Origin of the sequence: Pseudomonas sp. 10(2024) (assembly GCF_045164175.1) — a bacterium.
In the GTDB taxonomy this organism is placed as follows: domain Bacteria; phylum Pseudomonadota; class Gammaproteobacteria; order Pseudomonadales; family Pseudomonadaceae; genus Aquipseudomonas; species Aquipseudomonas alloputida.
The window spans coordinates 1,032,187-1,055,350 of the sequence record NZ_CP174006.1 but is presented as its reverse complement, the minus strand read 5'-3'; the positions used below and the strand labels follow the sequence as shown (position 1 = coordinate 1,055,350).

The window sequence follows — 23,164 nt, the reverse complement described above, 5'->3', positions numbered from 1 at the left end:
CTACACTGAGCGCATTGCCCGTAGGAGCGGGTTTACCCGCGAAGAGGCCAGTATCACCCACACACCTCTAACGGTCAGACATCCGCCCCACCGCCGCAAACGCCTGCAGTTGCGGGTAGAACTCGCGAAAATCCGCCAGCAGCGGCTCATACAGCCGCTCCAGCTCCACCATCACCCCGGCCATCCCCTCAGGCCGCGACAAGCGCCGGGCAATGCCGTTGAACACCTGCGCCAGCGTATCGAAGTCGCCATACGCCCCTAGCCAGTCATCCGCTGCCATGAACGGCGCAATCCGCGCCAGCCGCCCAGGCAGCTCGGGCTCAGCCAGCAATACCCGATAGAACGCGCCAGTGAACTGCTCCAGCGGCTGCTCGGCGTAGTTGCCCCAGTGCCGTGCCAGGCAATGGTCGAAAAACACATCCAGGACGATGCCGGCAAAACGCCGCCGCTCGCGTGGAAAACGTGCCAGAGCCGCCAGCACCACTGGGTGCCGGTCAGTGTAACTGTCGATTTGCCGGTGCAGCCGGATGGCCGCCTCCAGCGCAGGCGGAAAGCGCCCTTCCAACGAGCCTTTGACAAAGTCGCCATACAGGCTGCCAAGCAGTTGTTGCGGCGCCGGGCCGCCCAGGTGCAAGTGTGCGAGGTAGTTCATGAGCGCAGTCTAGCATCGTCACCGAACATATCGTTATAACGCGATATATCGATTCGTGCTCAGCTCAGAACACCTTCGTATTTGTATATCGGAATTCAGCGAATTATATTTCGCTCCATCGCGATATACCGCTACAACGAGCCTCAAACCATGCCACTCGATCTCGACGAAATCATAAAAGCACTGGCCCACCCGGTCAGGCGAGAAATTCTCAGCTGGCTGAAAGACCCGGCAACCCAGTTCCCGGACCAGTACCACAGCACCGAAAACGGTGTGTGTGCCGGGCAAATCGACCAACGCTGCGGCCTGTCGCAGTCGACCGTCTCTGCCCACCTGGCCACGTTGCAGCGCGCCGGGCTGATCAGCAGCCAGAAGATTGGCCAATGGCACTTCTTCAAACGCGACGAAGCCACCATCCAGGCGTTCCTCGAACAACTGCGCCAAGCACTTTGACAAGGCAGGTAACCGCTATGACCACGCTTTTCGATCCGATCAAACTGGGCGACCTGCAACTGCCCAACCGTATCATCATGGCCCCGCTCACCCGCTGCCGCGCCGATGAAGGCCGCGTACCCAATGCGCTGATGGCCGAATACTACGTACAACGTGCCAGCGCCGGGCTGATCCTCAGCGAGGCGACTTCGGTCAGCCCCATGGGCGTCGGCTACCCAGATACCCCCGGCATCTGGAACGATGAACAGGTACGTGGCTGGAACAACGTGACAAAGGCCGTGCATGCCGCGGGCGGTCGCATTTTCCTGCAGCTGTGGCACGTAGGTCGTATCTCCCACCCCAGCTATCTGAATGGCGAACTGCCTGTGGCCCCCAGCGCGATCCAGCCCAAGGGCCATGTGAGCCTTGTGCGCCCACTGAGTGACTACCCTACCCCGCGGGCGCTGGAAACCGAAGAAATCAACGACATCGTCGAGGCCTACCGCAGTGGCGCCGAAAATGCCAAGGCTGCCGGTTTCGATGGTGTGGAGATCCATGGCGCCAACGGTTACCTGCTCGACCAGTTCCTGCAAAGCAGCACCAACCAGCGCACCGACCGTTACGGTGGCTCGCTGGAAAACCGCGCGCGCCTGTTGCTGGAGGTGACCGATGCGGCCATTGAAGTGTGGGGCGCGCAGCGCGTAGGTGTGCACCTGGCACCGCGTGCCGACGCCCACGACATGGGCGACGCCGACCGCGCCGAGACCTTCACCTATGTGGCCCGAGAGCTGGGCAAGCGCGGCATCGCCTTCATCTGCTCACGGGAGCGGGAAGCCGACGACAGCATCGGGCCGCTGATCAAAGAGGCATTCGGTGGCCCGTACATCGTCAACGAGCGGTTCGACAAGGCCAGTGCCAATGCGGCCTTGGCCAGTGGCAAAGCGGATGCCGTGGCGTTTGGTGTGCCGTTCATCGCCAACCCCGACCTGCCGGCACGGCTGGCAGCGGATGCGCCGTTGAACGAGGCACATCCCGAAACCTTCTATGGCAAGGGGCCGGTGGGTTACATCGATTATCCGCGGTTGTGATTGAGGGCCATTCGCGGGCATGCCCGCTCCCACCGGTATAGCGACAGGCTTGAAAGCTGTGCTCGATCCTGTGGAAGCGGGCGTGCCCGCGAACAAGGCTCAGCTGATGTTACGGACGGGCGTTGATCTGTTGCTGCAGGTTCTGAATCTGGCTCTGCAGCGTATTCAGGTTACGCGTCATCTGCGCACGGAAGGCATCGAACTCCTGCACCGAAGCACTACCGGATGACGCCGCAGCCGGGCGGTTGTCGACCTGGCTCTTCAACACCAGCATGTCCTGCTGCAGGCTCTGAATGTCAGCGCTCGGGTTGCCCTGTTTCTTCAAGGCCGCCACCTCGCTACCCAAACTCTTGAGCTGGCCGTCCAGCTGAGCGCCATCCAACTGTGAGGCCTTCAGCGCGGCAACCTGCTCGCTCAGGCTCTTCAACTGGGCATCCAGCTTGCCACCATCGACCTGGCCGGAACGCAGCGCCGCCAACTCGCCATTCACCAGCTTCAGTTGCGCCTGCAACTGGCTTTGCAGCTCGGTAACAGCCTTCTGCTGTTCTCGGGTATCGGCCAGCACCTGCTCCAGACGCTTGCCCAGGTCGCCGGTCTGCCCGGCAACACCCTGCTGCAACTGGCGCAGCTGTAGCTTCAATGCCTCGCTGCTGGTAGTGGCGCCAGACTCACTGGCCGCCACCTTGCCACTGATTGCCTGAAGGCGGCCAGCCGCCTCTTCACTGATGCGGGCAAAGCTTTCCTGGGTCGCCACCAGTTGCTGCTCCATCAGCGAGATCTGCTGGAAGCTCCACCAGCCCAGACCCGCCAACGCGATGAACGAGGCACCGAGCAATGCCCACAACGGCGCCGTGCTGGCCCCGCGGGCGGCTTTCTGGCGGCTGCGCATCACATGCGCCGGCATCAGTTCGTCATCATCAACGGTGCCCGCCCGCAAGGCAGGCACGTCATCAAAGTCATCGTGAGCATGGTTACGCATGGATACATTCAACCGCGGTAGTCACAAAGAGGCACGAGTATAAACCGCCAGCGCAGCGCATTGATGACCATTGTCAGCCGGGCGGCAAATGCTTCCACCAGCCGCAGAATTCATCCACCGCCGTCCACAGGCTGACCTTGGGCTGATAGTCCAGGTACTGCCGGGCACGGCTGATATCCAGGGTGAAATCACGGCTCATCACCTGCATCCCCAGGCGCGACAAGGTCGGTTGCGGGCGCCCTGGCCATAACATGCAGGCCGCCTCGTTCAGCGCGGCCAGGCTGTAGGCAAGGCCATAGGAACGGTAGCGGGTCACCTGGGGAAGCTGCATCTGGCGCATCACGTAGTTGACCACGTCCCACAGCGGCAGTGGCTGGCCGTTGCTTATGTTGTAAGCCTGGCCCAGCGCCCGGTCATCAGCGAACAATGCACTTAGCAGCGCCTCGTTGAGGTTGTGCACACTGGTGAAATCGACCTTGTTCAGGCCGTTGCCGATGATCGCCACACGCCCTTTGCGCTGCATCTGCATCAGCCGCGGGAAGATACTGGCATCGCCCGCGCCGGTGACGAAGCGCGGGCGCAGCGCCAGCACTTCAAGGCCAAACTCCTGGGCGCCGAACACTTTCTGCTCGGCCAGGTACTTGGTTTGCCCATAGTGATCGTGGAAGCGACGCGGTACCTGGTCTTCACGGACGTCCAGACGCGAACGGCCATTGAAGTAGATCGACGGCGAAGACAGATGCACCAGGCGCCGTACGTGCTCTTTCAGGCAGCCCTCGACCACGTTCTCGGTCACCACCACGTTGCCTTGGTAGAAATCCTGATAGCGCCCCCAGTTACCCACTGCGCCAGCGCAGTGCACCACGGCTTCGACACCCTGGCACAAACGCCGGGCCAGCTCGGCGTCACCCAGGTCGCCCGGGATGAACTGTGCGCCACGCTTGACCAGATGCTCGACCCCTTCGGCACGGCGGCCGCTGACGCGCACGTCCAGGCCTTGCTCCAGGGCGAAACGCGCAAAGCGCCCGCCAATGAAGCCACTCGCGCCGGTGACCAGAATTCGCATGTAACACTCCGTCTTGCCAGATTTCAGATGCAACTGACGCCAGCCATGGCTACAAGGGCACCAGCCAATGCTGCGCGGTGTGCCGCAGGTGGTCGGTCAGTTGCGCGAGCAATTGCCCGCCATTGCGCCAATGATGCCAGTACAGCGGCACATCGATAGGGGTATCGCGGCAGATTTCCACCAATTGCCCACTGGCCAGTTGCTCCCGGGCCTGCAATTCGGGCACCAGGCCCCACCCCAACCCGGCCTCGGTCATGCGCAGGAAGCCTTCGGATGAAGGGCACAGGTGGTGCAGGAAACCACCCTCTATGCCCAGCGATGCCAGGTAGCGATGCTGCAGGAAATCGTCCGGCCCGTACACGATCGCTGGCGTACGGGCCAGGCGGCTGGCGACAAAACCTTGGGGGAAGTGCCGCGCCATGAACACGGGACTGGCCAATGCCCGGTAGCGCATGGCCCCCAGTGGCAAACTGCGTGCGCCGGCTACCGGCCGCTCACTCCCACACAGGCAGGCCGCCACTTCGCCGGCACGCATGCGTTTCAGGCCCACTTCCTGGTCCTCAACCACCAGGTCGGTCAGCACGTTCTGTTGTGCGCAGAAGTTGCCCACCGCGCCGGCCCACCAGGTGGCCAGGCTATCGGCGTTGAGGGCGATGCGCAGGCGCTCCGGCATGCCCTCTTCGTCCAGCGCCGGTACCTGGCGCTGCAGGTCGCGTTCGAGCAGGCGCACCTGCTGCACATGGTTGAGTAGCTGGCGGCCGACTTCGGTCGTGCCGGGCGGCGAGGCACGTACCAGCACCGGCTGGCCGACCCGCGCCTCAAGCAACTTGATTCGCTGGGAAATCGCCGATTGCGACAAGCCCAGCACCTGCGCCGCACGCTCGAAACCGCCTTGTTCGATCACTGCCGCGAGGGCAGCCAGCAGTTTGTAGTCGAACATCGATTTTCCTAATGGGTGATGAGCTTTATTTGTTTTTCTTATACAGCGCCGAACATCACAATGGCCAGCATCTTTCGTGACCCTTTTTGGAGAGCCCTGCCATGTGGCAAAGCTATCTCAATGGCATGCTGGTGGCCTTCGGCCTGATCATGGCCATCGGCGCCCAGAACGCCTTCGTCCTCGCCCAGAGCCTGCGCCGTGAGCATCACCTGCCGGTGGCAGCGCTGTGCATCGTCTGTGACGCCATCCTCGTGGCCGCCGGGGTATTCGGCCTGGCTACCGTGCTGGCACACAACCCGACCTTGCTGGCGATTGCCCGCTGGGGCGGCGCAGTGTTCCTGATCTGGTACGGCGCCAAGGCGCTGCGCAGTGCCTGCTCCAAGCAGAGCCTGCAGCACCAGCAAGGCCAGGGCGTTCGCTCACGTCGCGCCGTACTGCTCAGCGCCCTGGCGGTGACCCTGCTGAACCCGCACGTGTACCTCGACACGGTGTTGCTGATCGGCTCGCTGGGCGCCCAACAGTCCGCCCCTGGCGCCTACGTGGCCGGTGCGGCCAGCGCTTCGCTGCTGTGGTTCTCGACCCTGGCCATTGGCGCGGCGTGGCTGGCACCGTGGCTGGCGCGGCCGGCGACCTGGCGCATGCTCGACCTGATGGTGGCGGTGATGATGTTCGCGGTGGCGGCGCAATTGATCTTCAACTGACCTCGGGGCGCGGCATATTCATCAACGGCAAGATCGAGCGGCACGCGGTCTTGCAGGCAACACCCGCGCAACGCGAGCCGCCGGTCGGCACAGCCCAGCCCCTGCGGAACCTCTATTCCCTATGTTTGTTGCGTGGTTATGCGCCGGGCCCGGTGCTATGATCCAGCCCTTGCGTCGCAAAGAGTACAGACTCGCCGACGCTTATCGGGCCGCCCGTGATCGGCCTTGCGCAAACCGCAAACAGACCTGAATCAGGAGATCCACCATGGCTTTTGAATTGCCGCCGCTGCCGTACGCCCATGACGCCCTGCAGCCGCACATCTCCAAGGAAACCCTGGAGTATCACCACGACAAGCACCACAACACCTACGTCGTGAACCTGAACAACCTGGTCCCAGGCACCGAATTCGAAGGCAAGACCCTGGAAGAGATCGTCAAGAGCTCTTCGGGCGGCATCTTCAACAACGCCGCTCAAGTCTGGAACCACACCTTCTACTGGAACTGCCTGTCGCCAAACGGCGGCGGCCAGCCTACCGGTGCACTGGCTGACGCCATCAACGCCGCTTTCGGTTCCTTCGACAAGTTCAAGGAAGAGTTCACCAAGACTTCGGTTGGCACCTTCGGTTCCGGCTGGGGCTGGCTGGTCAAGAAAGCTGACGGTTCCCTGGCCCTGGCCAGCACCATCGGCGCCGGCTGCCCACTGACCAGCGGCGACACCCCGCTGCTGACCTGCGACGTCTGGGAACACGCCTACTACATCGACTACCGCAACCTGCGTCCGAAGTACGTCGAGGCATTCTGGAACCTGGTCAACTGGGCCTTCGTTGCCGAGCAGTTCGAAGGCAAGACCTTCAAGGCCTGAGTCCCTCAGCCTTGAGCAAGAAACCCGGCCTCGTGCCGTAATGCTGGCAGTCCAGCATTGCCATCCACGCCGGGCTTCCTCGAAAAACCGATGCCAGTCTTCTGGCATCGGTTTTTTTTCAAGGGTTCTGGAACGGGCCAGCGCACAGGGCTTTCATGAGGCGTACTGACCAAGCCAGCCAAGGCTATCTGCAGTAGCGCCCGTAGGCCGGTACTCACACCCGACCCAGCCCGCATACCCGCGCTGCTCCAGCGTCGCAAACAACCCTGCAATGTCCATCTGCCCCGTCCCCGGCTGATGCCGCCCAGGACAGTCGGCCACCTGCACATGCACCGTCCGCTCAAAGAACTGTGCCAGCACATCGGCCGCATTTCCGGTCAACAACTGCGCATGGTACAGATCAAGGATCAGCCCGATACTCGCATGCGCCTCCAGCACCTGCTGTGCCTTGTTGAAGTCGGACATGTAATACCCTGGCATTTCCTGCGTGCAGATCACTTCGATCAATGGCCGCAGCCCCTGGTCCTCGAAATACTTCACGGCATAGTCCAGGTTGCTCGCGTACACCTTGCCGGCACCATCCTCGTGGGTTATCCCGGACATCAGGTGCACATCCGTACATGCCAACGTGCGGGCATAGCTGGCCGCCTGGCGCAACCCGTCACGAAACTCGGGCTCCTTGCCAGCCACCGCAGCAATGCCCTTGGAAACGCCAGCCGGTGCGGCAAACTGGACCAATGGCAACGCATACTTCGCCAGTTCATCAGCCAACAAACTCGCATCCAACTCATAGGGCGAGGGGAATTCCACCGCGCGAAATCCGGCGGTAGCGGCGGCTTCGATACGCTGCAGAAAAGGCAGTTCGTTGAACTGGAAGCCGAGGTGAGCATTGAATTTGAGCATGTGTAAAGTTCCATCCCGGGAAGAAAACATTCGTCGTTGCAAAGCCTGAGCCGCGGCTCAGGCACTGCGCTGGCGGCAACTGCGCCAGCTCGCGGCGTGCAGATACTCAGGTCCTTCGTGTGGTATTTTCCTGCCCCAGTCCGACCCAAATCTGCCGGATCGACTGAAGTCAAACATTCGGAATACAGCCTGTGATCAAGAAAGACCTCGCCCTGCAATTGGCCCCTCGCGTCATCGAGATGATCCGCGCCCGGTCGATGAAGGCCGGCGAGCCATTGCGCGAGCAGACCTTCGCCCAAGCCTTCGATGTCTCCCGCTCCCCCATCCGCAGGGTATTCGCCCTGCTCGCCGAGTGGAACATCGCGGTGCAGGAGCCCAATCGCGGCTATTTTCTGAAACAGGACGCCGGGCAGATCCAGGAAGCCATCGTACCGCCCGTCTGCGACCCCTTCGAAGACTTCTACCTGCGTGTGGTGGACGACATCCTCAACGGGGAAATCCCTGCCGAATTCTTTGAAGCCCAGCTACTGCGACGCTACTCTGTGCCTCGCGGGCAACTGCTCAAGGTCCTCAACCGGCTGGCAAGCGAAGCCATGGTCGAGCGCAAGCCTGGGCAAGGCTGGAGCCTCAACGAATTCGTGCACAACGCCCAGACCCACATCCAGAGCTACCGCTTCCGCATGGCCATCGAGCCGGCCGCACTGCGTGAGCCGGGCTACAACGTGAACCAGGCCGCCTTTGCCAAAGCCAGGGCACAACAGCAGGCCATGCTCGACGGCGAGATTCACACGCTGTCACGTGCCCAACTGTTTGAGATCGGCGCCCAGTTTCACGAAATGATCGTGCAATGCTCGGGCAACCTCTTCTTCATCGATGCCATACGCCGGCAAAACCAGCTCAGACGCTTCATGAGCTACAAAGCCAACGTCGACCGCAGTCGCCTGATGACGCAATGCCTGGAGCACCTGCACCTGCTCGACCTGATCGAGTCCGGTCGGCGCGAAGAGGCCGCACGGTTTCTGTGGAAACATCTGGACGAAGTAGGCCGCCTCAAAACCGGCCAGGCTGCCTTGCAGGAAAGCCAGCAGGCATAACCCCTCTCCTCCTTCCTCAAACCCGCGCGTGAATCAGGTATGGCAGCTTATCCATTGCCTCCTTTTGACACAAGATACAAAGCAGCCTGAAAAATCAGCGCTCGGCGTAAAATTTGCGCCACTTATTGTATTTCATTGCAACAATAAGCAATATGCGCACCGCTCGGACGCACTGTGGCACCGAATCACACAGGAAGGGATGCAATGGAACAAGGAACGTTGGCTAAAGGGGCGGGGGTCTCGAGCCTTCTGTTCGGGGTGTACACGATTCTGCTGGCCCTGCTTGGCCTGACACTGGCCTATCAGGGAGGCGCGCTGGTCGATGCTGGTGGCTCGCCTTACTACGCGATGATGGGCACCGTATTGTTGCTGGCCGCCGCACTCATGGGCCTGAAGAAGGCGGCCGGAATCTACCTCTATGGCGCAGCATCCCTGGCCACCTACGGTTGGGCGATCTGGGAGTCGGGCTATAACGGCTGGGCCTATATTCCACGCCTGGCCTGGCTGGTACTGCTCAGTGTGATCTTTCTGGCTTTCTGGCCACTGGTCCGCCGCGACTTCGCCAAAATCAACAAGGCACTGTACTTCAGCATCATGGGCGTGCTGCCGCTGCTGATGGCGGCCACCATCCTGGCACCGCTGTTCTTCCCGAACACCGTTCATCTGGCCGACTCGCCGGCTATTACCGCGCATTCACAGCAACCGTTCAGCCGCAGCACGGTGGCATTACCAGATGCCAACCCATCCGCGGGGTGGTCATCACCGGTGGCCGGGTGCTGGACTCGAATGTGCGCCCGGCACCGTCAGGCGTGGTTCGCGCCTACGATGCAGTCAGCGGCAAACAAAAGTGGGCCTGGGATCTTGGCCATCCCGATAGCACTGCACCTGCCGACGCAGATGAAACCTATACGCTCAGCACGCCCAACTCATGGGCGCCGATTTCCGCCGACGACGAGCTGGGGCTGGTCTACATCACCACTGGTAATGCAGCAGGTGACTTCTATGGCGGTACCCGCACCGAACAGGAAGACAAGTTCAGCTCTTCGCTGGTGGCCCTGGATGCCCTATGCCGCCAGTAGTCGGCCAGCAAAGCCTGATTTTTCCCGGGCACCACGGCGGCCTGAACTGGGGCGGCGTGATGGTGGACCTGCAGCGAGGCCTGCTGATCATCAACAACCAGCGGCTGCCGTACATGCTGGGGCTGGTTCCACGCGAGCAGCTCGATGCGATCAATGCCAAATCGGTCCAGGAGTCGCCCCTGACCTACGTGAGCGAAGGCCGCCAGTACGTGGTTGCCGTGGTCGGCGGGCAAGACCGGATTCCGACCAAGCTGAGTGACAGCATCATTGCCTGGGCGCTGCCGGAGAAATAGCGCTGCCTTTCAGGGGCAGCCATCGTTTACTTCCGCTCCACAGGCCCTCTGTTCGAGGAATGTGCCATGCCTGTGGGGGCGGGCTATCCGCGAAGCGGCCAGCACGTATTTCACCTGCGCCCCACCCGCAAAACGCTTGCTCAGACCGCATACCACGCTAACATCAAACCTCTGGAAGATTGATACAGCGCATTCAAGTTGCGGGGTCAGGCAACCGATACACTGCTAATGGTCGGCCGGTAGTGTATCGTCATCGTTGATGGCAAAATGATGCCATGCGCATGGATTAAGGAAACCCCATTGAAGCTGGAATTGCGGAACAGCTTGTCGGTCAAGTTGCTCAGGGTCGTGCTGCTGTCGGCGCTGGCGGTCGGCGTCGTGCTCAGCTGTGCGCAAATCATCTATGACACCTACAAGACCCGCCAGGCCGTGGACAGCGACGCCCAGCGCATCCTCGACATGTTCCGCGATCCTTCGACCCAGGCGGTTTACAGCCTCGACCGTGAAATGGGCATGCAGGTCATGGAAGGCCTGTTCCAGGACGAATCAGTGCGCATGGCCTCCATTGGCCATCCCAACGAAACCATGCTGGCAGAAAAGTCCCGCCCGTTGCAGGACATGTCCATGCGCTGGCTCACCGACCTCATCCTCGGCCAGGAGCGCACCTACACCACGCAACTGGTCGGCCGTGGACCTTACAGCGAATACTACGGCGACCTCAGCATTACCCTCGATACCTCCTCCTACGGCAAAGATTTCCTGATCAACGCGGTGATCATCTTCATATCCGGCGTGCTGCGGGCCATGGCCATGGGCCTGGTGCTTTACCTGGTCTACCACTGGTTGCTGACCAAACCGCTGTCGAAGATCATCGAGCACCTCACCCAGATCAACCCTGACCGCCCCAGCCAGCACCAGATACCGCTGCTCAAGGGCCACGAGAAAAACGAGCTGGGCCTGTGGGTGAACACCGCCAACCAGTTGCTGGCCTCGATCGAGCGCAACACCCATTTGCGCCACGAGGCGGAAAACAGCCTGCAGCGCATGGCCCAGTACGACTTCCTCACCGGCCTGCCCAACCGCCAGCAACTGCAGCAGCAACTGGACAAGATCCTCGTCGACGGCGGCCGCCTGCAGCACCGAGTGGCAGTGCTGTGCGTTGGCCTGGACGACTTCAAGGGTATCAACGAACAATTCAGCTACCAGGTCGGTGACCAGTTGCTGCTGGCCCTGGCCGATCGACTACGCGCCCACAGCGGCCGCCTGGGCGCTCTGGCGCGGCTGGGCGGCGACCAGTTCGCCCTGGTACAGGCCAATATCGAGCAGCCCTACGAGGCTGCCGAACTGGCGCAAAGCATCCTTGACGACCTGGAAGTACCGTTCGACCTCGACCACGAGCAAATCCGCCTGCGCGCGACCATCGGCATCACCCTGTTCCCCGAAGACGGTGACAGCACCGAAAAACTGCTGCAGAAAGCCGAACAGACCATGACCCTGGCCAAGGCCCGCTCGCGCAACCGCTACCAGTTCTATATCGCCAGCGTCGACAGCGAGATGCGTCGCCGTCGCGAACTGGAAAAGGACCTGCGTGAAGCCCTGCCCCGCAACCAGCTGTACCTGGTGTACCAGCCACAGATCAGCTACCGCGACCACCGGGTGGTTGGCGTAGAGGCCCTGCTGCGCTGGCAGCACCCGGACCTGGGCATGGTGCCACCCGACCAGTTCATCCCCTTGGCCGAGCAGAACGGCAGCATCATCAGCATCGGCGAATGGGTGCTTGACCAGGCCTGCCGGCAACTGCGCGAATGGCACGACCAGGGCTTCAGCGACCTGCGCATGGCGGTCAACCTGTCTACCGTGCAACTGCACCACAGCGAGCTGCCACGGGTGGTCAACAACCTGCTGCAAGCCTATCGCCTACCACCGCGCAGCCTGGAACTGGAAGTCACCGAAACCGGCCTGATGGAAGACATCAGCACCGCCGCCCAGCACCTGCTGAGCCTGCGCCGCTCCGGGGCGCTGATTGCCATCGACGACTTCGGCACCGGCTACTCGTCCCTCAGCTATCTGAAGTCGCTGCCCTTGGACAAGATCAAGATCGACAAGAGTTTCGTTCAGGACCTGCTCGACGACGATGACGACGCCACCATCGTTCGCGCCATCATCCAGCTGGGCAAGAGCCTGGGGATGCAGGTGATCGCCGAGGGCGTGGAAACGGCCGAGCAGGAAACCTACATCGTGGCCCAGGGTTGCCACGAGGGCCAGGGCTACCACTACAGCAAGCCCCTTTCGGCCCGTGAACTGACCCACTTCCTCAAACAAGCGCAACGCAACCGGGTTTCGGTGTCCTGAGGCACCTGCCCGGTTACAGGCCGAGCCCCTGATTTACATGAATTGCGCGCCCGCCCCTTTACAGCAAATGCAAATCTTTCGCATGATGTTGTAGTTTTGCGTGCCACGGCGCACGGTCCACCCCTTTGGTCCAACCACACGATGCAGGAAAACCAATAATGATTCGAATGCCTCTGGCCTCCGCCAGTCTGCTGGCCATTGCCATCGCCCTCGCCGGTTGCGGTGAAGGCAAGGACGAAAAAGCCGCCGCGCCGCAAGCCCAGGCACCTGCTGCTGCCACCACCGCTGCGCCAGGGGCTGTCGACGAAGCAACCGGCAAAGCCGTGGTCAAGCATTACACCGACATGGTCTACGCCGTGTACAGCGACTCGCTGAGCACTGCCAAGACGCTGCAGACCGCAGTCGACGCGTTCCTGGCCAAGCCCAACGACGAAACGCTGAAAGCCGCCAAGGAAGCCTGGTTCGCCGCGCGCGTACCGTACCTGCAGAGCGAAACCTTCCGCTTTGGCAACACCATCATCGACGACTGGGAAGGCCAGGTGAACGCCTGGCCCCTGGACGAAGGCCTGATCGACTACGTCGACAAGAGCTACGAGCACGCCTTGGGCAACCCGGGGGCCAGCGCCAACATCATCGCCAACACCGAGATCCAGGTGGGTGAAGAGAAGGTCGACGTCAAGGACATCACCCCCGAAAAACTGGCTAGCCTGAACGAGCTGGCTGGCTCCGAGGCCAACGTTGCCACGGGCTATCACGCCATCGAATTCCTGCTCTGGGGCCAGGACCTGAACGGCACCGGCCCTGGCGCTGGCAACCGCCCGGCATCCGACTACCTGGAAGGCCAGGGCGCTACCGGCGGCCACAACGACCGCCGCCGCGCCTACCTGAAAGCGGTTACCGACCTGCTGGTGACCGACCTCGAAGAGATGGTCGGCAACTGGGCACCGAACGTCGCCGACAACTACCGCGCCAAGCTGGAAGCCGAGCCTGTCAACGACGGCCTGCGCAAGATGCTGTTCGGCATGGGCAGCCTGTCGCTGGGCGAGCTGGCTGGCGAGCGCATGAAAGTTTCGCTGGAAGCCAACTCGCCGGAAGACGAGCAAGACTGCTTCAGCGACAACACCCACTACTCGCACTTCTACGACGCCAAGGGCATCCGCAACGTCTACCTGGGCGAGTACACCCGCCCGGACGGCACCAAGCTGACCGGCCCTAGCCTGTCGTCGCTGGTCGCCAAGGTTGACCCGGCCGCCGATGCAGCCCTCAAGGCCGATCTGGAAGCCACCGAGGCCAAGCTTCAGGTGATCGTAGACCACGCCCTCAAAGGCGAGCACTACGACCAGCTGATCGCCGCCGACAACGCTGCCGGCAACCAGGTTGTACGGGACGCCATCGCCGCCCTGGTCAAGCAGACCGGGTCGATCGAACAGGCTGCGGGCAAGCTGGGCATTGCCAATCTGAACCCGGACACTGCGGATCACGAGTTCTGATCCTGCTGTAGCGCTTCACCGCAAACGCCCGGCCTTGTGCCGGGCGTTTTCGTTTGCTGCCGGGTAAAACGCTTCCCGCTGCCTGGCGTGCGCGCAGATGCTCATCCTGTAGGCCTTCGATCAAACCTAACAGGAGGCACAGTGCTGCAGATTCTTGATGTCTGGGGCGAAGGCCGAATCGTCCAGCGCATGAATGGGGAAGACCTCATCACCGGATTCAACGATGCGTACAACCTGAACAAGGCTGGCCAGCTCATCTCCAACGGGCCGTTCGCTGGCGGGCACATTCCCAACCTCATCGTCGTATACGAATACGATGCTCCGGACTTCCCCCTCGACGACCATGCAGTCCCTCACGTGACGCTGATGGGCGCTCCGATCACCCACCGTGTGGCCGAGGAAATGTGCCGGGTAGTTGCCCGCCCCGGCAAGATCTACCTCTACGACCCCAACGAAACCGACCGCCGGATGTTCGAGGCAGTCGCCATTGACCATGGGATGCAGCTGCTCGGTCGCTTTCATCCCGCCGAGCTCGCCCCCCCGTTCAACGAAATCACCTTGCTCGCGGCCTATGTCTATCGCGCCCCGACCAGCCCGTTACCCCGCCCGAAAACTGAACATTGAAAGGAAAACACTACATGGCCAACGTCACCTACTTGCGCTCCATCGCCAATAACACGCCTTATACCCTGACCCTGATCGACGGTGAAAACCGCAGCAACAGCCTGGCAGTCGGCGCACAACACGTCTGGAATGGCTCGCTGGCCATCCCGTGGATCGGCAGATCGACTGAGAACCACAAGGCCTTGCGCCTGATCCTCGGCCCGTCTGCCGACACCAGCATCTGGATATTCCAGGATTACTGGCAACCTGCGCACATGGACGCGGTCAAGTGCATTACCGCCTCCTCCATGGAATACACCAGCGAAGAAGTCATCGAAGTCACCGGCGATAATCGCGGTGGCGGCAACAAGAACCTGATCGTCAACCTGGTCAACCGACACTTCATGCTCTATATGGCCTGACCAACCGCGCTCGCAGCGATTTCATCAAGCAAACGCAAATTGCTCTTATTCAATGATCCTGGGCCTGCTAAGCTGCACGCCGGTTTTTCGCTCACGCCCAGGATTCTAGATGTCCTTGTCGCTGTCCCGACTCCCCCCCCTGCTGCTGGCCCTGGCCTTGGCCGCCTGTGACGACGCCCCGCGCTTCACCCACGCCGAGCCCGGCGAAGCGTTGTCGGGTGGCCAGGCGACCGTGCAGCGCAGCGACCGCAATGCCTATTCCCTGCCCTCGGCCAACCTCTCGCCAGAGCTACGCCTGGACTTCGCCGTGGGTAACAGCTTCTTTCGCAACCCTTGGGTGATCGCGCCGTCAACCACCACCGCGCGTGATGGTCTGGGTCCGTTGTTCAATACCAACGCCTGTCAGAACTGCCACGTGCGCGACGGCCGTGGCCACCCACCAGAGCCGGGCGACAGCAACGCCGTGGGTATGCTGGTACGCCTGTCGATCCCCGACCAACCCTACCTGGCCAAAGTGATCGAACGCCTCGGCGTGGTGCCAGAGCCCGTCTACGGTACCCAGCTGCAGGACATGGCCATCCCCGGCGTGGCGCCCGAAGGCAAGGTGCGGGTGAGCTACACCCGCGAAACCGTGTCATTCAAGGACGGCCATCAGGTCGAGCTGCGCAAGCCGGCCCTGCAAATCACCCAGCTCGGCTATGGAGTGATGCACCCCGACACGCGCTTTTCTGCGCGGGTGGCACCACCGATGATCGGCCTGGGCCTGCTTGAAGCGATCCCCGAAGCCGACATGCTGGCCAACGAAGACCCGGACGACCGTAACCGCGATGGCATCCGCGGGCGGGCCAACCGTGTGTGGGACGACGCCCAGGGCAAAACAGTGATCGGCCGCTTCGGCTGGAAAGCCGGGCAGCCCAACGTCAACCAGCAGAACGTGCACGCCTTTGCCGGCGACATGGGCCTGACCAGCACCCTGCTGCCCAACGACGATTGCACCCAGGCACAAACCGGCTGCCTGGCTGCGCCCAACGGCGACGGGGCCGATGGCGAGAAAGAAGTCAGCGACAACATCCTGCGCCTGGTCACGTTCTACACCCGCAACCTGGCTGTGCCGGCCCGCCGCGACGTCGGCTCGCCACAGGTACTGGCGGGCAAGAACCTGTTCTACCAGGCGGGTTGCCAAGGTTGCCACACACCGCAGTTCACCACCGCCGCCGACGCCACCGAACCCGCGTTGGCCAACCAGGTCATACGCCCCTATAGCGACCTGCTGCTGCATGACATGGGCCCGGGGCTGGCCGACGAGCGCACCGAATTCGCCGCCAACGGCCAGGACTGGCGTACGCCGCCACTGTGGGGCATCGGCCTGAGCGAAACGGTCAGTGGCCATAGCCAGTTCCTGCATGACGGCCGCGCCCGCAACCTGCTTGAGGCCGTGCTGTGGCACGGTGGCGAAGCCGAGGCGGCACGCAATTTCGTACTCACTTTCGATGCCGAGCAGCGCGCTGCGTTGCTCGCGTTCCTGAACTCACTTTAAACGCGCAAAGGAGCCGGGCATGTTCCGACCCAAACTGTTGTTCACAAGCCTCGCCGCACTCGCCCTCGGTGCCTGCTCGCCACAAGACCCGCAAGCAGTGACCTCCGCCGCCATCGCCAACCAGGTGATCCTGCCTACCTACAGCCGCTGGGTCGAAGCCGACCGTACGCTGGCTGCCAGCGCCCTGGCCTACTGCGAAGGCAAGGAAAGCCTGGACAAAGCCCGCGCCGACTTCCTCAACGCACAAAAAGCCTGGGCCGAGCTGCAACCGCTGCTGGTCGGCCCGTTGGCCGAAGGCAACCGCGCCTGGCAGGTACAATTCTGGCCCGACAAGAAAAACCTGGTCGGCCGTCAGGTCGAACAACTGGTCAACGGCGACAAGCCGGTTGATGCTGAGGTCTTGGGCAAGTCCAGCGTGGTGGTGCGTGGCCTGTCGGCCTATGAGTACATCCTGTTCGACAGCAAGCCGGACATCGCCACGGCCGAACAGAAAGCCCGCTACTGCCCGCTGCTGGTGGCCATCGGCGCGCACCAGAAGGCCTTGGCAGAGGAGATTCTCAAAGGCTGGAACAGCACCGACGGCATGCTTTCGCAGATGACCAAGTTCCCCAACCAGCGCTATGCCGACTCCCATGAGGCTATCGCCGATCTGCTGCGCGCCCAGGTGACCGCCCTGGACACCCTGAAGAAGAAGCTCGGCGCACCGATGGGCCGTCAGAGCAAGGGCATCCCGCAGCCGCTGCAGGCCGAGGCCTGGCGCAGCCACAACTCGATGAACAGCCTGCAGGCCAGCCTCAAGGCCGCCGAAGCCGTCTGGGTCGGGGTAGACAACCAGGGCCTGCGCGGCCTGTTGCCCAGCGATCAGAAAGCGCTGGCGGACAAGATCGACGCCGCCTACGCTACCTCGCTCAAGTTGCTGGCCGACAACCAGAAAACGCTGGGTGAGCTGCTGGCCGACGACGCCGGTCAGCAAACCCTCAACCAGATCTACGACAGCTTGAACGTCGTCCACCGCCTGCACGAAGGCGATCTGGCCAAGGCGCTGAACATCCAGCTGGGCTTCAATGCCAACGACGGTGACTGATCATGCTGCGACGCCAGGCACTCAAACTCGGTAGCGTATTGCTCAGTGCCCTCACCTTGGGCGGCTGGAGCCTGTTCCGCAGCAAAGGCAGCGAACCCTTGCTGCTCTCGGCGCGTGACAACGGCGACGGCCAGCACTATGCCGTAGGTTTTCGCCTGGATGGCACACAGGTGTTCAGCACGCAGGTCGCTCAGCGTTGCCATGCCATCATCCACCACCCTGAGCAGCCAATCGCTCTGTTCGTCGCCCGCCGCCCAGGTACCGAAAGCTACCTGATCGACCTGCGTGACGGGCGCCTGCTGCAAACGGTAGCCTCGCAGCCGAACCGGCACTTCTATGGCCACGCCGTCGTGCACAAAGGCGGCGAATGGTTGTATGCCACCGAGAACGACACCACCGACCCAGGGCGCGGCGTGCTTGGCGTGTACCGTTTCGAAGGCGATCGCCTGGTGCACACCGGTGAAATCCCGACCCACGGTATCGGCCCGCACGAGGTTGCCTGGCTGCCTGACGGTGAAACGCTGGTCGTGGCCAACGGCGGTATCCGTACCGAGGCCGAAAGCCGTGTCGAGATGAACCTCGACGCCATGCAACCGAGCCTGGTGCTGATGCAGCGCGACGGCACCCTGTTGAGCAAGGAAACCCTGGCCCAGCAGATGAACAGCGTGCGACACCTGGCAGTGGCCAGCGATGGCACCATCGCCGCCTGCCAGCAGTTCATGGGCGATGCCGATGAAACTGCCGAGCTGCTGGCGATCAAGCGCCCGGGTGAGCCATTCAAGGCCTTCCCGGTACCGGAGCGGCAACTGCAAGCCATGGCCCAATACACCGCAAGCGTTGCCATCCACAGCGAGCTGCGGCTGGTGGCGCTGACGGCACCGCGGGCCAACCGCCTGTTCATCTGGGACCTGGACAGCGGCGCGGTGCGGCTGGATGCCCCGATGCCCGACTGCGCAGGCGTTGGCGCGGTGAAGGACGGCTTTGTCGTCACCTCCGGGCAGGGCCGCTGCCGGTTCTACGATTGCCGCAAGGCCGAACTGGTCGGGCAACCGATGAACCTGCCGTCCGGCTTCTGGGACAACCACCTGCATCTCGTCTGATTTTTCTGTTGCATTCACTGGCCTTCTCCCAGCTGAAGCCGATCCCACAGGGTTCTACACAGTCCCTGTAGGAGCGGCTTTAGCCGCGAAAAGGCCGGCACAGGCATTTCACGCCCCACCTCCGGAAAAACAGTCAATACTTCCCCCATTCACACGTGGGCAGGATCGCCCGTTGTCGTGTAGAAGCGAATAACAACTGCATCCAAGGAACCGGACCTATGCTGCGCCGCCGCATGCTCATCATGTTGGCCGTGGTTCTGCTGATCGTGCTGGCCCTGGGGGGTTACAAAGCCTTCTCGATCTACCAGCAGATCCAGATGTTCACTGCCCCCAAGCCCCCCATCACCGTGGCGGCTGCCATGGCCGAACAACGCCCGTGGCAAGAGCGCCTGCCCGCTGTCGGCAGCCTCAAGGCGCTGCAGGGCGTGGATCTGAGCCTGGAGGTGGAAGGCATCGTCAAATCCCTGCACTTCGACTCAGGCCAGCAGGTCAAGGCCGGGCAACTGCTCTTGCAGCTCAACGACGATCAGGAAACAGCCCTGCTCGGTACCGCCCTGGCCGACCTGGGCCTGGCCAAGGTCGACTTCGGCCGTGGCAGCCAGCTGGTTGGTGATTCGGCCATCTCCCGCGGCGAGTTCGACCGCCTTTCCTCCCAGTACCGGCGCAACCAGGCGGTGGTCGAGCAGCTTAAGGCGCAGAAGATCAAGAAACGCATCAATGCACCTTTCAGCGGCACCATCGGCATCCGCCAGGTGGACATCGGCCAGTACCTGGCCGCCGGCACTGTGATCGCCACCCTGCAAGACACCTCCAGCCTGTACGTAGACTTCAACGTGCCGGAACAGGCGCTGCCACACCTGAGCCTGGGCCAGAAGGTGCTGGTGCAAGTGGCCGCCTACCCGGGTCAGCGCTTCCCCGGCAGCCTCAGCGCCATCAACCCCAAGGTCGAGGAAACCACGCGCAACCTGCTGGTACGCGCCACCATGGCCAACCCCGACGGCAAACTGCTGCCAGGCATGTTCGCCAGCCTGTTGATCCTGCTGCCCAACCCGCAGCCGCAAGTGGTGGTGCCGGAAAGCGCCATTACCTACACCCTGTATGGCAACTCGGTGTATGTCGCCTCACCGAAAAAGGACAAGGACGGCAAGCCGGAATACGACGACAAGGGCCAACCCCAGCTGGTCGCCGAACAGCGCACGGTAAAGACTGGCGAGCGCCGAGACGGCGTGGTTGTAGTCAGCGAAGGCCTGCAGGCCGGGGAACAGGTGGTCACCGCCGGGCAGCTGAAACTCACACCCGGTGCCGCAATACGCATTGGCCAGGACAACGCCCTCCAGCCCGAAGCGGGCGCAGCGGCCAAGGACTCAGGAGGCTGACATGGCGTTCACCGACCCGTTCATCCGCCGCCCGGTGCTGGCCAGCGTGGTCAGCCTGCTGATTCTGCTGCTCGGCTTCCAGGCCTGGAACAAGCTGCAGATCCGCCAGTACCCGCAAATGGAAAACGCCCTGATCACGGTCACCACCGCCTACCCCGGGGCCAACGCCGAAACCATTCAGGGTTATATCACCCAGCCATTGCAGCAAAGCCTGGCCAGCGCCGAAGGCATCGACTACATGACCTCGGTGAGCCGGCAGAATTTCTCGATCATTTCCATTTACGCGCGCATTGGCGCCGACAGCGACCGGCTGTTCACCGAGCTGCTGGCCAAGGCCAATGAGGTGCGAAACAAGCTACCCCAGGACTCCGAAGACCCGGTACTGAGCAAGGAAGCTGCCGACGCCTCGGCGCTGATGTACGTCAGCTTCTACAGCAAGGAAATGAGCAACCCGCAAATCACCGACTACCTGTCACGGGTTATTCAGCCCAAGCTGGCCACTCTGCCGGGCATGGCCGAGGCGGAGATCCTCGGCAACCAGGTGTTCGCCATGCGCCTTTGGCTGGACCCGGTGAAGCTGGCTGGTTTCGGCCTTTCGGCTACCGACGTGACCAATGCCGTACGCCGCTACAACTTCCTTTCCGCCGCTGGCGAGGTGAAAGGCGAATACGTGGTCACCAGCGTCAACGCCAGCACCGAGCTGAAGTCGGCCGAGGCATTCGCCGCCCTGCCGCTCAAGACAAGCGGTGACAGCCGCGTGCTGCTGGGCGATGTGGCGCGGGTCGAGATGGGCGCAGAAAACTACGACACAGTCAGCTCGTTCGACGGCACCCCGTCGGTCTATATCGGCATCAAGGCCACCCCGGCCGCCAACCCGCTGGATGTCATCAAGGAAGTGCGGCGCATCATGCCTGAGCTGGAAAGCCAGCTGCCCTCGGCACTGAACGTATCGATTGCCTACGACGCCACGCGGTTCATCCAGGCCTCGATCGACGAAGTGATCAAGACCTTGGGCGAAGCGGTGCTGATCGTCATCGTGGTGGTGTTCCTGTTCCTCGGTGCCCTGCGCTCGGTACTGATTCCGGTGGTGACCATACCGCTGTCGATGATCGGTGTACTGTTCTTCATGCAGATGATGGGCTACTCGCTCAACCTGCTGACCCTGCTCGCCATGGTGCTGGCCATCGGCCTGGTGGTGGACGATGCCATTGTGGTGGTGGAAAACATTCACCGGCACATGGAAGAAGGCAAGTCGCCGTTCGACGCAGCCCTGGAAGGCGCGCGCGAAATTGCCATGCCAGTGGTGTCCATGACCATCACCCTTGCCGCCGTGTATGCACCGATCGGCTTCCTCACCGGGCTCACCGGCGCGCTGTTCAAGGAGTTTGCCCTGACGCTGGCCGGGGCGGTGATCATTTCCGGTATCGTTGCCCTGACCCTGTCACCGATGATGTGCGCCCTGCTGCTGCGCCGGGAGCAGAACCCGAGCGGCCTGGCCCACCGCCTCGATCAGCTGTTCGAACGCCTGAAAGGGCGCTACCAGCGCGTGCTTCACGCCACCCTCGACAGCCGGCCGGTGGTGCTGGTGTTTGCCGTGATCATCCTGTGCCTGATCCCGGTGCTGCTCAAATTCACCCAGAACGAACTGGCGCCCAACGAGGACCAGGGGGTGATCTTCATGATGAGCAGCTCGCCTCAACCGGCCAACCTCGACTACCTCAACGCCTACACCGACCAGTTCACACCGCTGTTCAAGGCCTTCCCCGAGTATTACTCGTCGTTTCAGATCAACGGCTTCAACGGCGTACAGACCGGTATCGGTGGTTTTTTGCTCAAGCCCTGGAACGAGCGCGAACGCACACAGATGGAGCTACTGCCGCTGGTGCAGGCCAAACTCGAGGAAATCAGCGGGCTGCAGATCTTCGGCTTCAACCTGCCTTCATTACCCGGCACTGGCGAGGGCTTGCCATTCCAGTTCGTGATCAATACCGCTGGCGACTACCCGGCACTGCTGGACGTGGCCCAACGCATCAAGACGCGCGCTCAGGAATCGGGCAAGTTCGCCTTCCTTGATATCGATCTTGCCTTCGACAAGCCCGAAGTGGTGGTGGACATCGACCGGGCAAAGGCGGCGCAGATGGGGGTGTCGATGGACACCCTCGGCGGCACCCTGGCGACCCTGCTGGGCGAGGCGGAAATCAACCGTTTCACCCTTGAAGGCCGCAGTTACAAGGTGATCGCCCAGGTTGAACGGCCTTACCGCGACAACCCCGGCTGGCTGAACAACTACTACGTGAAGAACGACCAGGGCCAGTTGCTGCCGCTGTCGACCCTGATCACCCTCACCGACCGCGCTCGCCCACGCCAGCTCAACCAGTTCCAGCAACTGAACGCTGCGATCATTCAGGGCGTGCCCATGGTCAGCCTGGGCGAGGCGCTCAAGACCGTGCAGGACATCGCTCGCGAAGAGGCCCCGGAAGGCTTTGCCTTCGACTACGCCGGCGCGGCCCGCCAGTTTGTACAGGAAGGAAGCGCATTGTGGGTCACCTTCGGCCTGGCGCTGGCGATCATTTTCCTCGTGCTGGCTGCACAGTTCGAAAGCTTCCGCGACCCGTTGGTGATTCTGGTGACAGTGCCGTTGTCCATCTGTGGCGCGCTTTTGCCGCTGTTCCTGGGCGTGTCGAGCATGAACATCTACACCCAGGTCGGGCTGGTGACATTGATCGGGCTTATCAGCAAGCACGGTATCCTGATCGTCGAGTTCGCCAATCAGCTACGCGATGAGCGTGGCCTGAGTGTGCGCGAAGCGATCGAGGAAGCAGCGGCCATTCGCCTGCGGCCGGTGCTGATGACCACTGCGGCTATGGTGTTCGGCATGGTGCCGCTGATTCTGGCAAGCGGGGCGGGAGCGGTCAGCCGGTTTGACATCGGTATGGTGATTGCCACCGGGATGTCGATTGGCACGCTGTTTACCTTGTTTGTGTTGCCGTGCATCTACACCCTGCTGGCGCACAAGGCGAGCGCCAAGGCACCTGCAATCGCTTGAACCGACCTTGGGGCGGGCTTGCCCGCGAAGAGGCCGGCAAGGCAGCCGCAAAAAACCAAAGGCCC

Annotated in this window: 21 protein-coding genes; 16 read left to right on the top strand and 5 right to left on the bottom strand. The window is 62.2% G+C overall.

The window, feature by feature from the left end:
• Positions 1-67 precede the first annotated feature (67 nt).
• Positions 68-652: an ACP phosphodiesterase gene (locus tag ACI7M0_RS04725; protein WP_129932317.1), complete on the bottom strand. Its 585-nt coding sequence runs from the start codon at positions 650-652 to the stop codon at positions 68-70.
• Positions 653-802: 150 nt separating this feature from the next.
• Between ACI7M0_RS04725 and ACI7M0_RS04720 the strand changes: the two genes are divergently transcribed.
• Both ACI7M0_RS04720 and ACI7M0_RS04715 read left to right on the top strand, forming a co-directional pair.
• The gene (locus ACI7M0_RS04720) at positions 803-1,105 is read left to right on the top strand and encodes a helix-turn-helix transcriptional regulator (RefSeq protein ID WP_003255178.1); all 303 of its coding nucleotides are present in this window, start codon (positions 803-805) and stop codon (positions 1,103-1,105) included.
• Positions 1,106-1,122: 17 nt separating this feature from the next.
• Complete coding sequence (locus tag ACI7M0_RS04715; RefSeq protein WP_010952123.1) at positions 1,123-2,172, top strand: alkene reductase; 1,050 nt, start codon at positions 1,123-1,125, stop codon at positions 2,170-2,172.
• Between the two features lie 109 nt (positions 2,173-2,281).
• Here ACI7M0_RS04715 and ACI7M0_RS04710 read toward each other — a convergent pair whose 3' ends face one another.
• From ACI7M0_RS04710 to ACI7M0_RS04700, 3 genes are all read right to left on the bottom strand, one after another.
• Positions 2,282-3,151, bottom strand: a complete 870-nt coding sequence (locus ACI7M0_RS04710; RefSeq protein ID WP_129932316.1) for an ATPase — start codon at positions 3,149-3,151, stop codon at positions 2,282-2,284.
• A 73-nt stretch (positions 3,152-3,224) separates the two neighbouring features.
• Positions 3,225-4,217 carry an NAD(P)-dependent oxidoreductase gene (locus ACI7M0_RS04705; protein ID WP_064492402.1) on the bottom strand — a complete coding sequence of 331 codons (993 nt, stop codon included), beginning with the start codon at positions 4,215-4,217 and terminating at the stop codon, positions 3,225-3,227.
• Positions 4,218-4,266: 49 nt separating this feature from the next.
• The gene (locus tag ACI7M0_RS04700) at positions 4,267-5,157 is read right to left on the bottom strand and encodes a LysR family transcriptional regulator ArgP (RefSeq protein ID WP_003255184.1); all 891 of its coding nucleotides are present in this window, start codon (positions 5,155-5,157) and stop codon (positions 4,267-4,269) included.
• A gap of 101 nt (positions 5,158-5,258) precedes the next feature.
• Between ACI7M0_RS04700 and ACI7M0_RS04695 the strand changes: the two genes are divergently transcribed.
• Positions 5,259-5,858: a LysE/ArgO family amino acid transporter gene (locus ACI7M0_RS04695; protein ID WP_003255185.1), complete on the top strand. Its 600-nt coding sequence runs from the start codon at positions 5,259-5,261 to the stop codon at positions 5,856-5,858.
• A gap of 265 nt (positions 5,859-6,123) precedes the next feature.
• On the top strand, positions 6,124-6,720 hold the full coding sequence (locus tag ACI7M0_RS04690) for a superoxide dismutase (RefSeq protein WP_003255187.1): 597 nt from the start codon (positions 6,124-6,126) through the stop codon (positions 6,718-6,720).
• A gap of 153 nt (positions 6,721-6,873) precedes the next feature.
• Here the strand turns inward: ACI7M0_RS04690 and ACI7M0_RS04685 are convergent, their stop codons facing one another.
• Positions 6,874-7,623: a hydroxypyruvate isomerase family protein gene (locus tag ACI7M0_RS04685; RefSeq protein WP_129932315.1), complete on the bottom strand. Its 750-nt coding sequence runs from the start codon at positions 7,621-7,623 to the stop codon at positions 6,874-6,876.
• A gap of 191 nt (positions 7,624-7,814) precedes the next feature.
• On the opposite strand from ACI7M0_RS04685, the gene ACI7M0_RS04680 reads away from it, so the two are divergent.
• The 12 genes from ACI7M0_RS04680 to ACI7M0_RS04625 all read left to right on the top strand — a co-directional run bounded on the left by ACI7M0_RS04680 (position 7,815) and on the right by ACI7M0_RS04625 (position 23,099).
• Complete coding sequence (locus ACI7M0_RS04680) at positions 7,815-8,717, top strand: GntR family transcriptional regulator (protein ID WP_129932314.1); 903 nt, start codon at positions 7,815-7,817, stop codon at positions 8,715-8,717.
• A gap of 773 nt (positions 8,718-9,490) precedes the next feature.
• Entirely contained in the window at positions 9,491-9,796 is a 306-nt protein-coding gene (locus ACI7M0_RS04675; protein ID WP_256658188.1) for a hypothetical protein, read from the top strand.
• Positions 9,784-10,089: a hypothetical protein gene (locus ACI7M0_RS04670; RefSeq protein WP_256658187.1), complete on the top strand. Its 306-nt coding sequence runs from the start codon at positions 9,784-9,786 to the stop codon at positions 10,087-10,089. Before ACI7M0_RS04675 ends, ACI7M0_RS04670 begins: the two co-directional genes overlap by 13 nt.
• A 300-nt stretch (positions 10,090-10,389) precedes the next feature.
• Positions 10,390-12,441 carry a bifunctional diguanylate cyclase/phosphodiesterase gene (locus tag ACI7M0_RS04665; RefSeq protein ID WP_162497226.1) on the top strand — a complete coding sequence of 684 codons (2,052 nt, stop codon included), beginning with the start codon at positions 10,390-10,392 and terminating at the stop codon, positions 12,439-12,441.
• Positions 12,442-12,599: 158 nt separating this feature from the next.
• Positions 12,600-13,931 (top strand): imelysin family protein, encoded by a 1,332-nt coding sequence (locus tag ACI7M0_RS04660; RefSeq protein ID WP_129932313.1) that lies wholly within the window; start codon positions 12,600-12,602, stop codon positions 13,929-13,931.
• Between the two features lie 141 nt (positions 13,932-14,072).
• The gene (locus tag ACI7M0_RS04655) at positions 14,073-14,555 is read left to right on the top strand and encodes a hypothetical protein (protein WP_049586451.1); all 483 of its coding nucleotides are present in this window, start codon (positions 14,073-14,075) and stop codon (positions 14,553-14,555) included.
• Between the two features lie 14 nt (positions 14,556-14,569).
• Positions 14,570-14,956 (top strand): hypothetical protein, encoded by a 387-nt coding sequence (locus tag ACI7M0_RS04650; RefSeq protein WP_020192047.1) that lies wholly within the window; start codon positions 14,570-14,572, stop codon positions 14,954-14,956.
• A gap of 109 nt (positions 14,957-15,065) precedes the next feature.
• A complete protein-coding gene (locus ACI7M0_RS04645; protein ID WP_129932312.1) occupies positions 15,066-16,493 on the top strand; it encodes a di-heme oxidoredictase family protein in 1,428 nt (475 codons plus the stop codon).
• A 19-nt stretch (positions 16,494-16,512) separates the two neighbouring features.
• On the top strand, positions 16,513-17,577 hold the full coding sequence (locus tag ACI7M0_RS04640; protein WP_104960841.1) for an imelysin family protein: 1,065 nt from the start codon (positions 16,513-16,515) through the stop codon (positions 17,575-17,577).
• Positions 17,578-17,579: 2 nt separating this feature from the next.
• Positions 17,580-18,677 carry a DUF1513 domain-containing protein gene (locus ACI7M0_RS04635; protein ID WP_129932311.1) on the top strand — a complete coding sequence of 366 codons (1,098 nt, stop codon included), beginning with the start codon at positions 17,580-17,582 and terminating at the stop codon, positions 18,675-18,677.
• Positions 18,678-18,895: 218 nt separating this feature from the next.
• Complete coding sequence (locus ACI7M0_RS04630; RefSeq protein ID WP_129932310.1) at positions 18,896-20,053, top strand: efflux RND transporter periplasmic adaptor subunit; 1,158 nt, start codon at positions 18,896-18,898, stop codon at positions 20,051-20,053.
• A 1-nt stretch (position 20,054) separates the two neighbouring features.
• Positions 20,055-23,099 (top strand): multidrug efflux RND transporter permease subunit, encoded by a 3,045-nt coding sequence (locus tag ACI7M0_RS04625; protein ID WP_129932309.1) that lies wholly within the window; start codon positions 20,055-20,057, stop codon positions 23,097-23,099.
• The last annotated feature ends 65 nt before the right edge of the window (positions 23,100-23,164 follow it).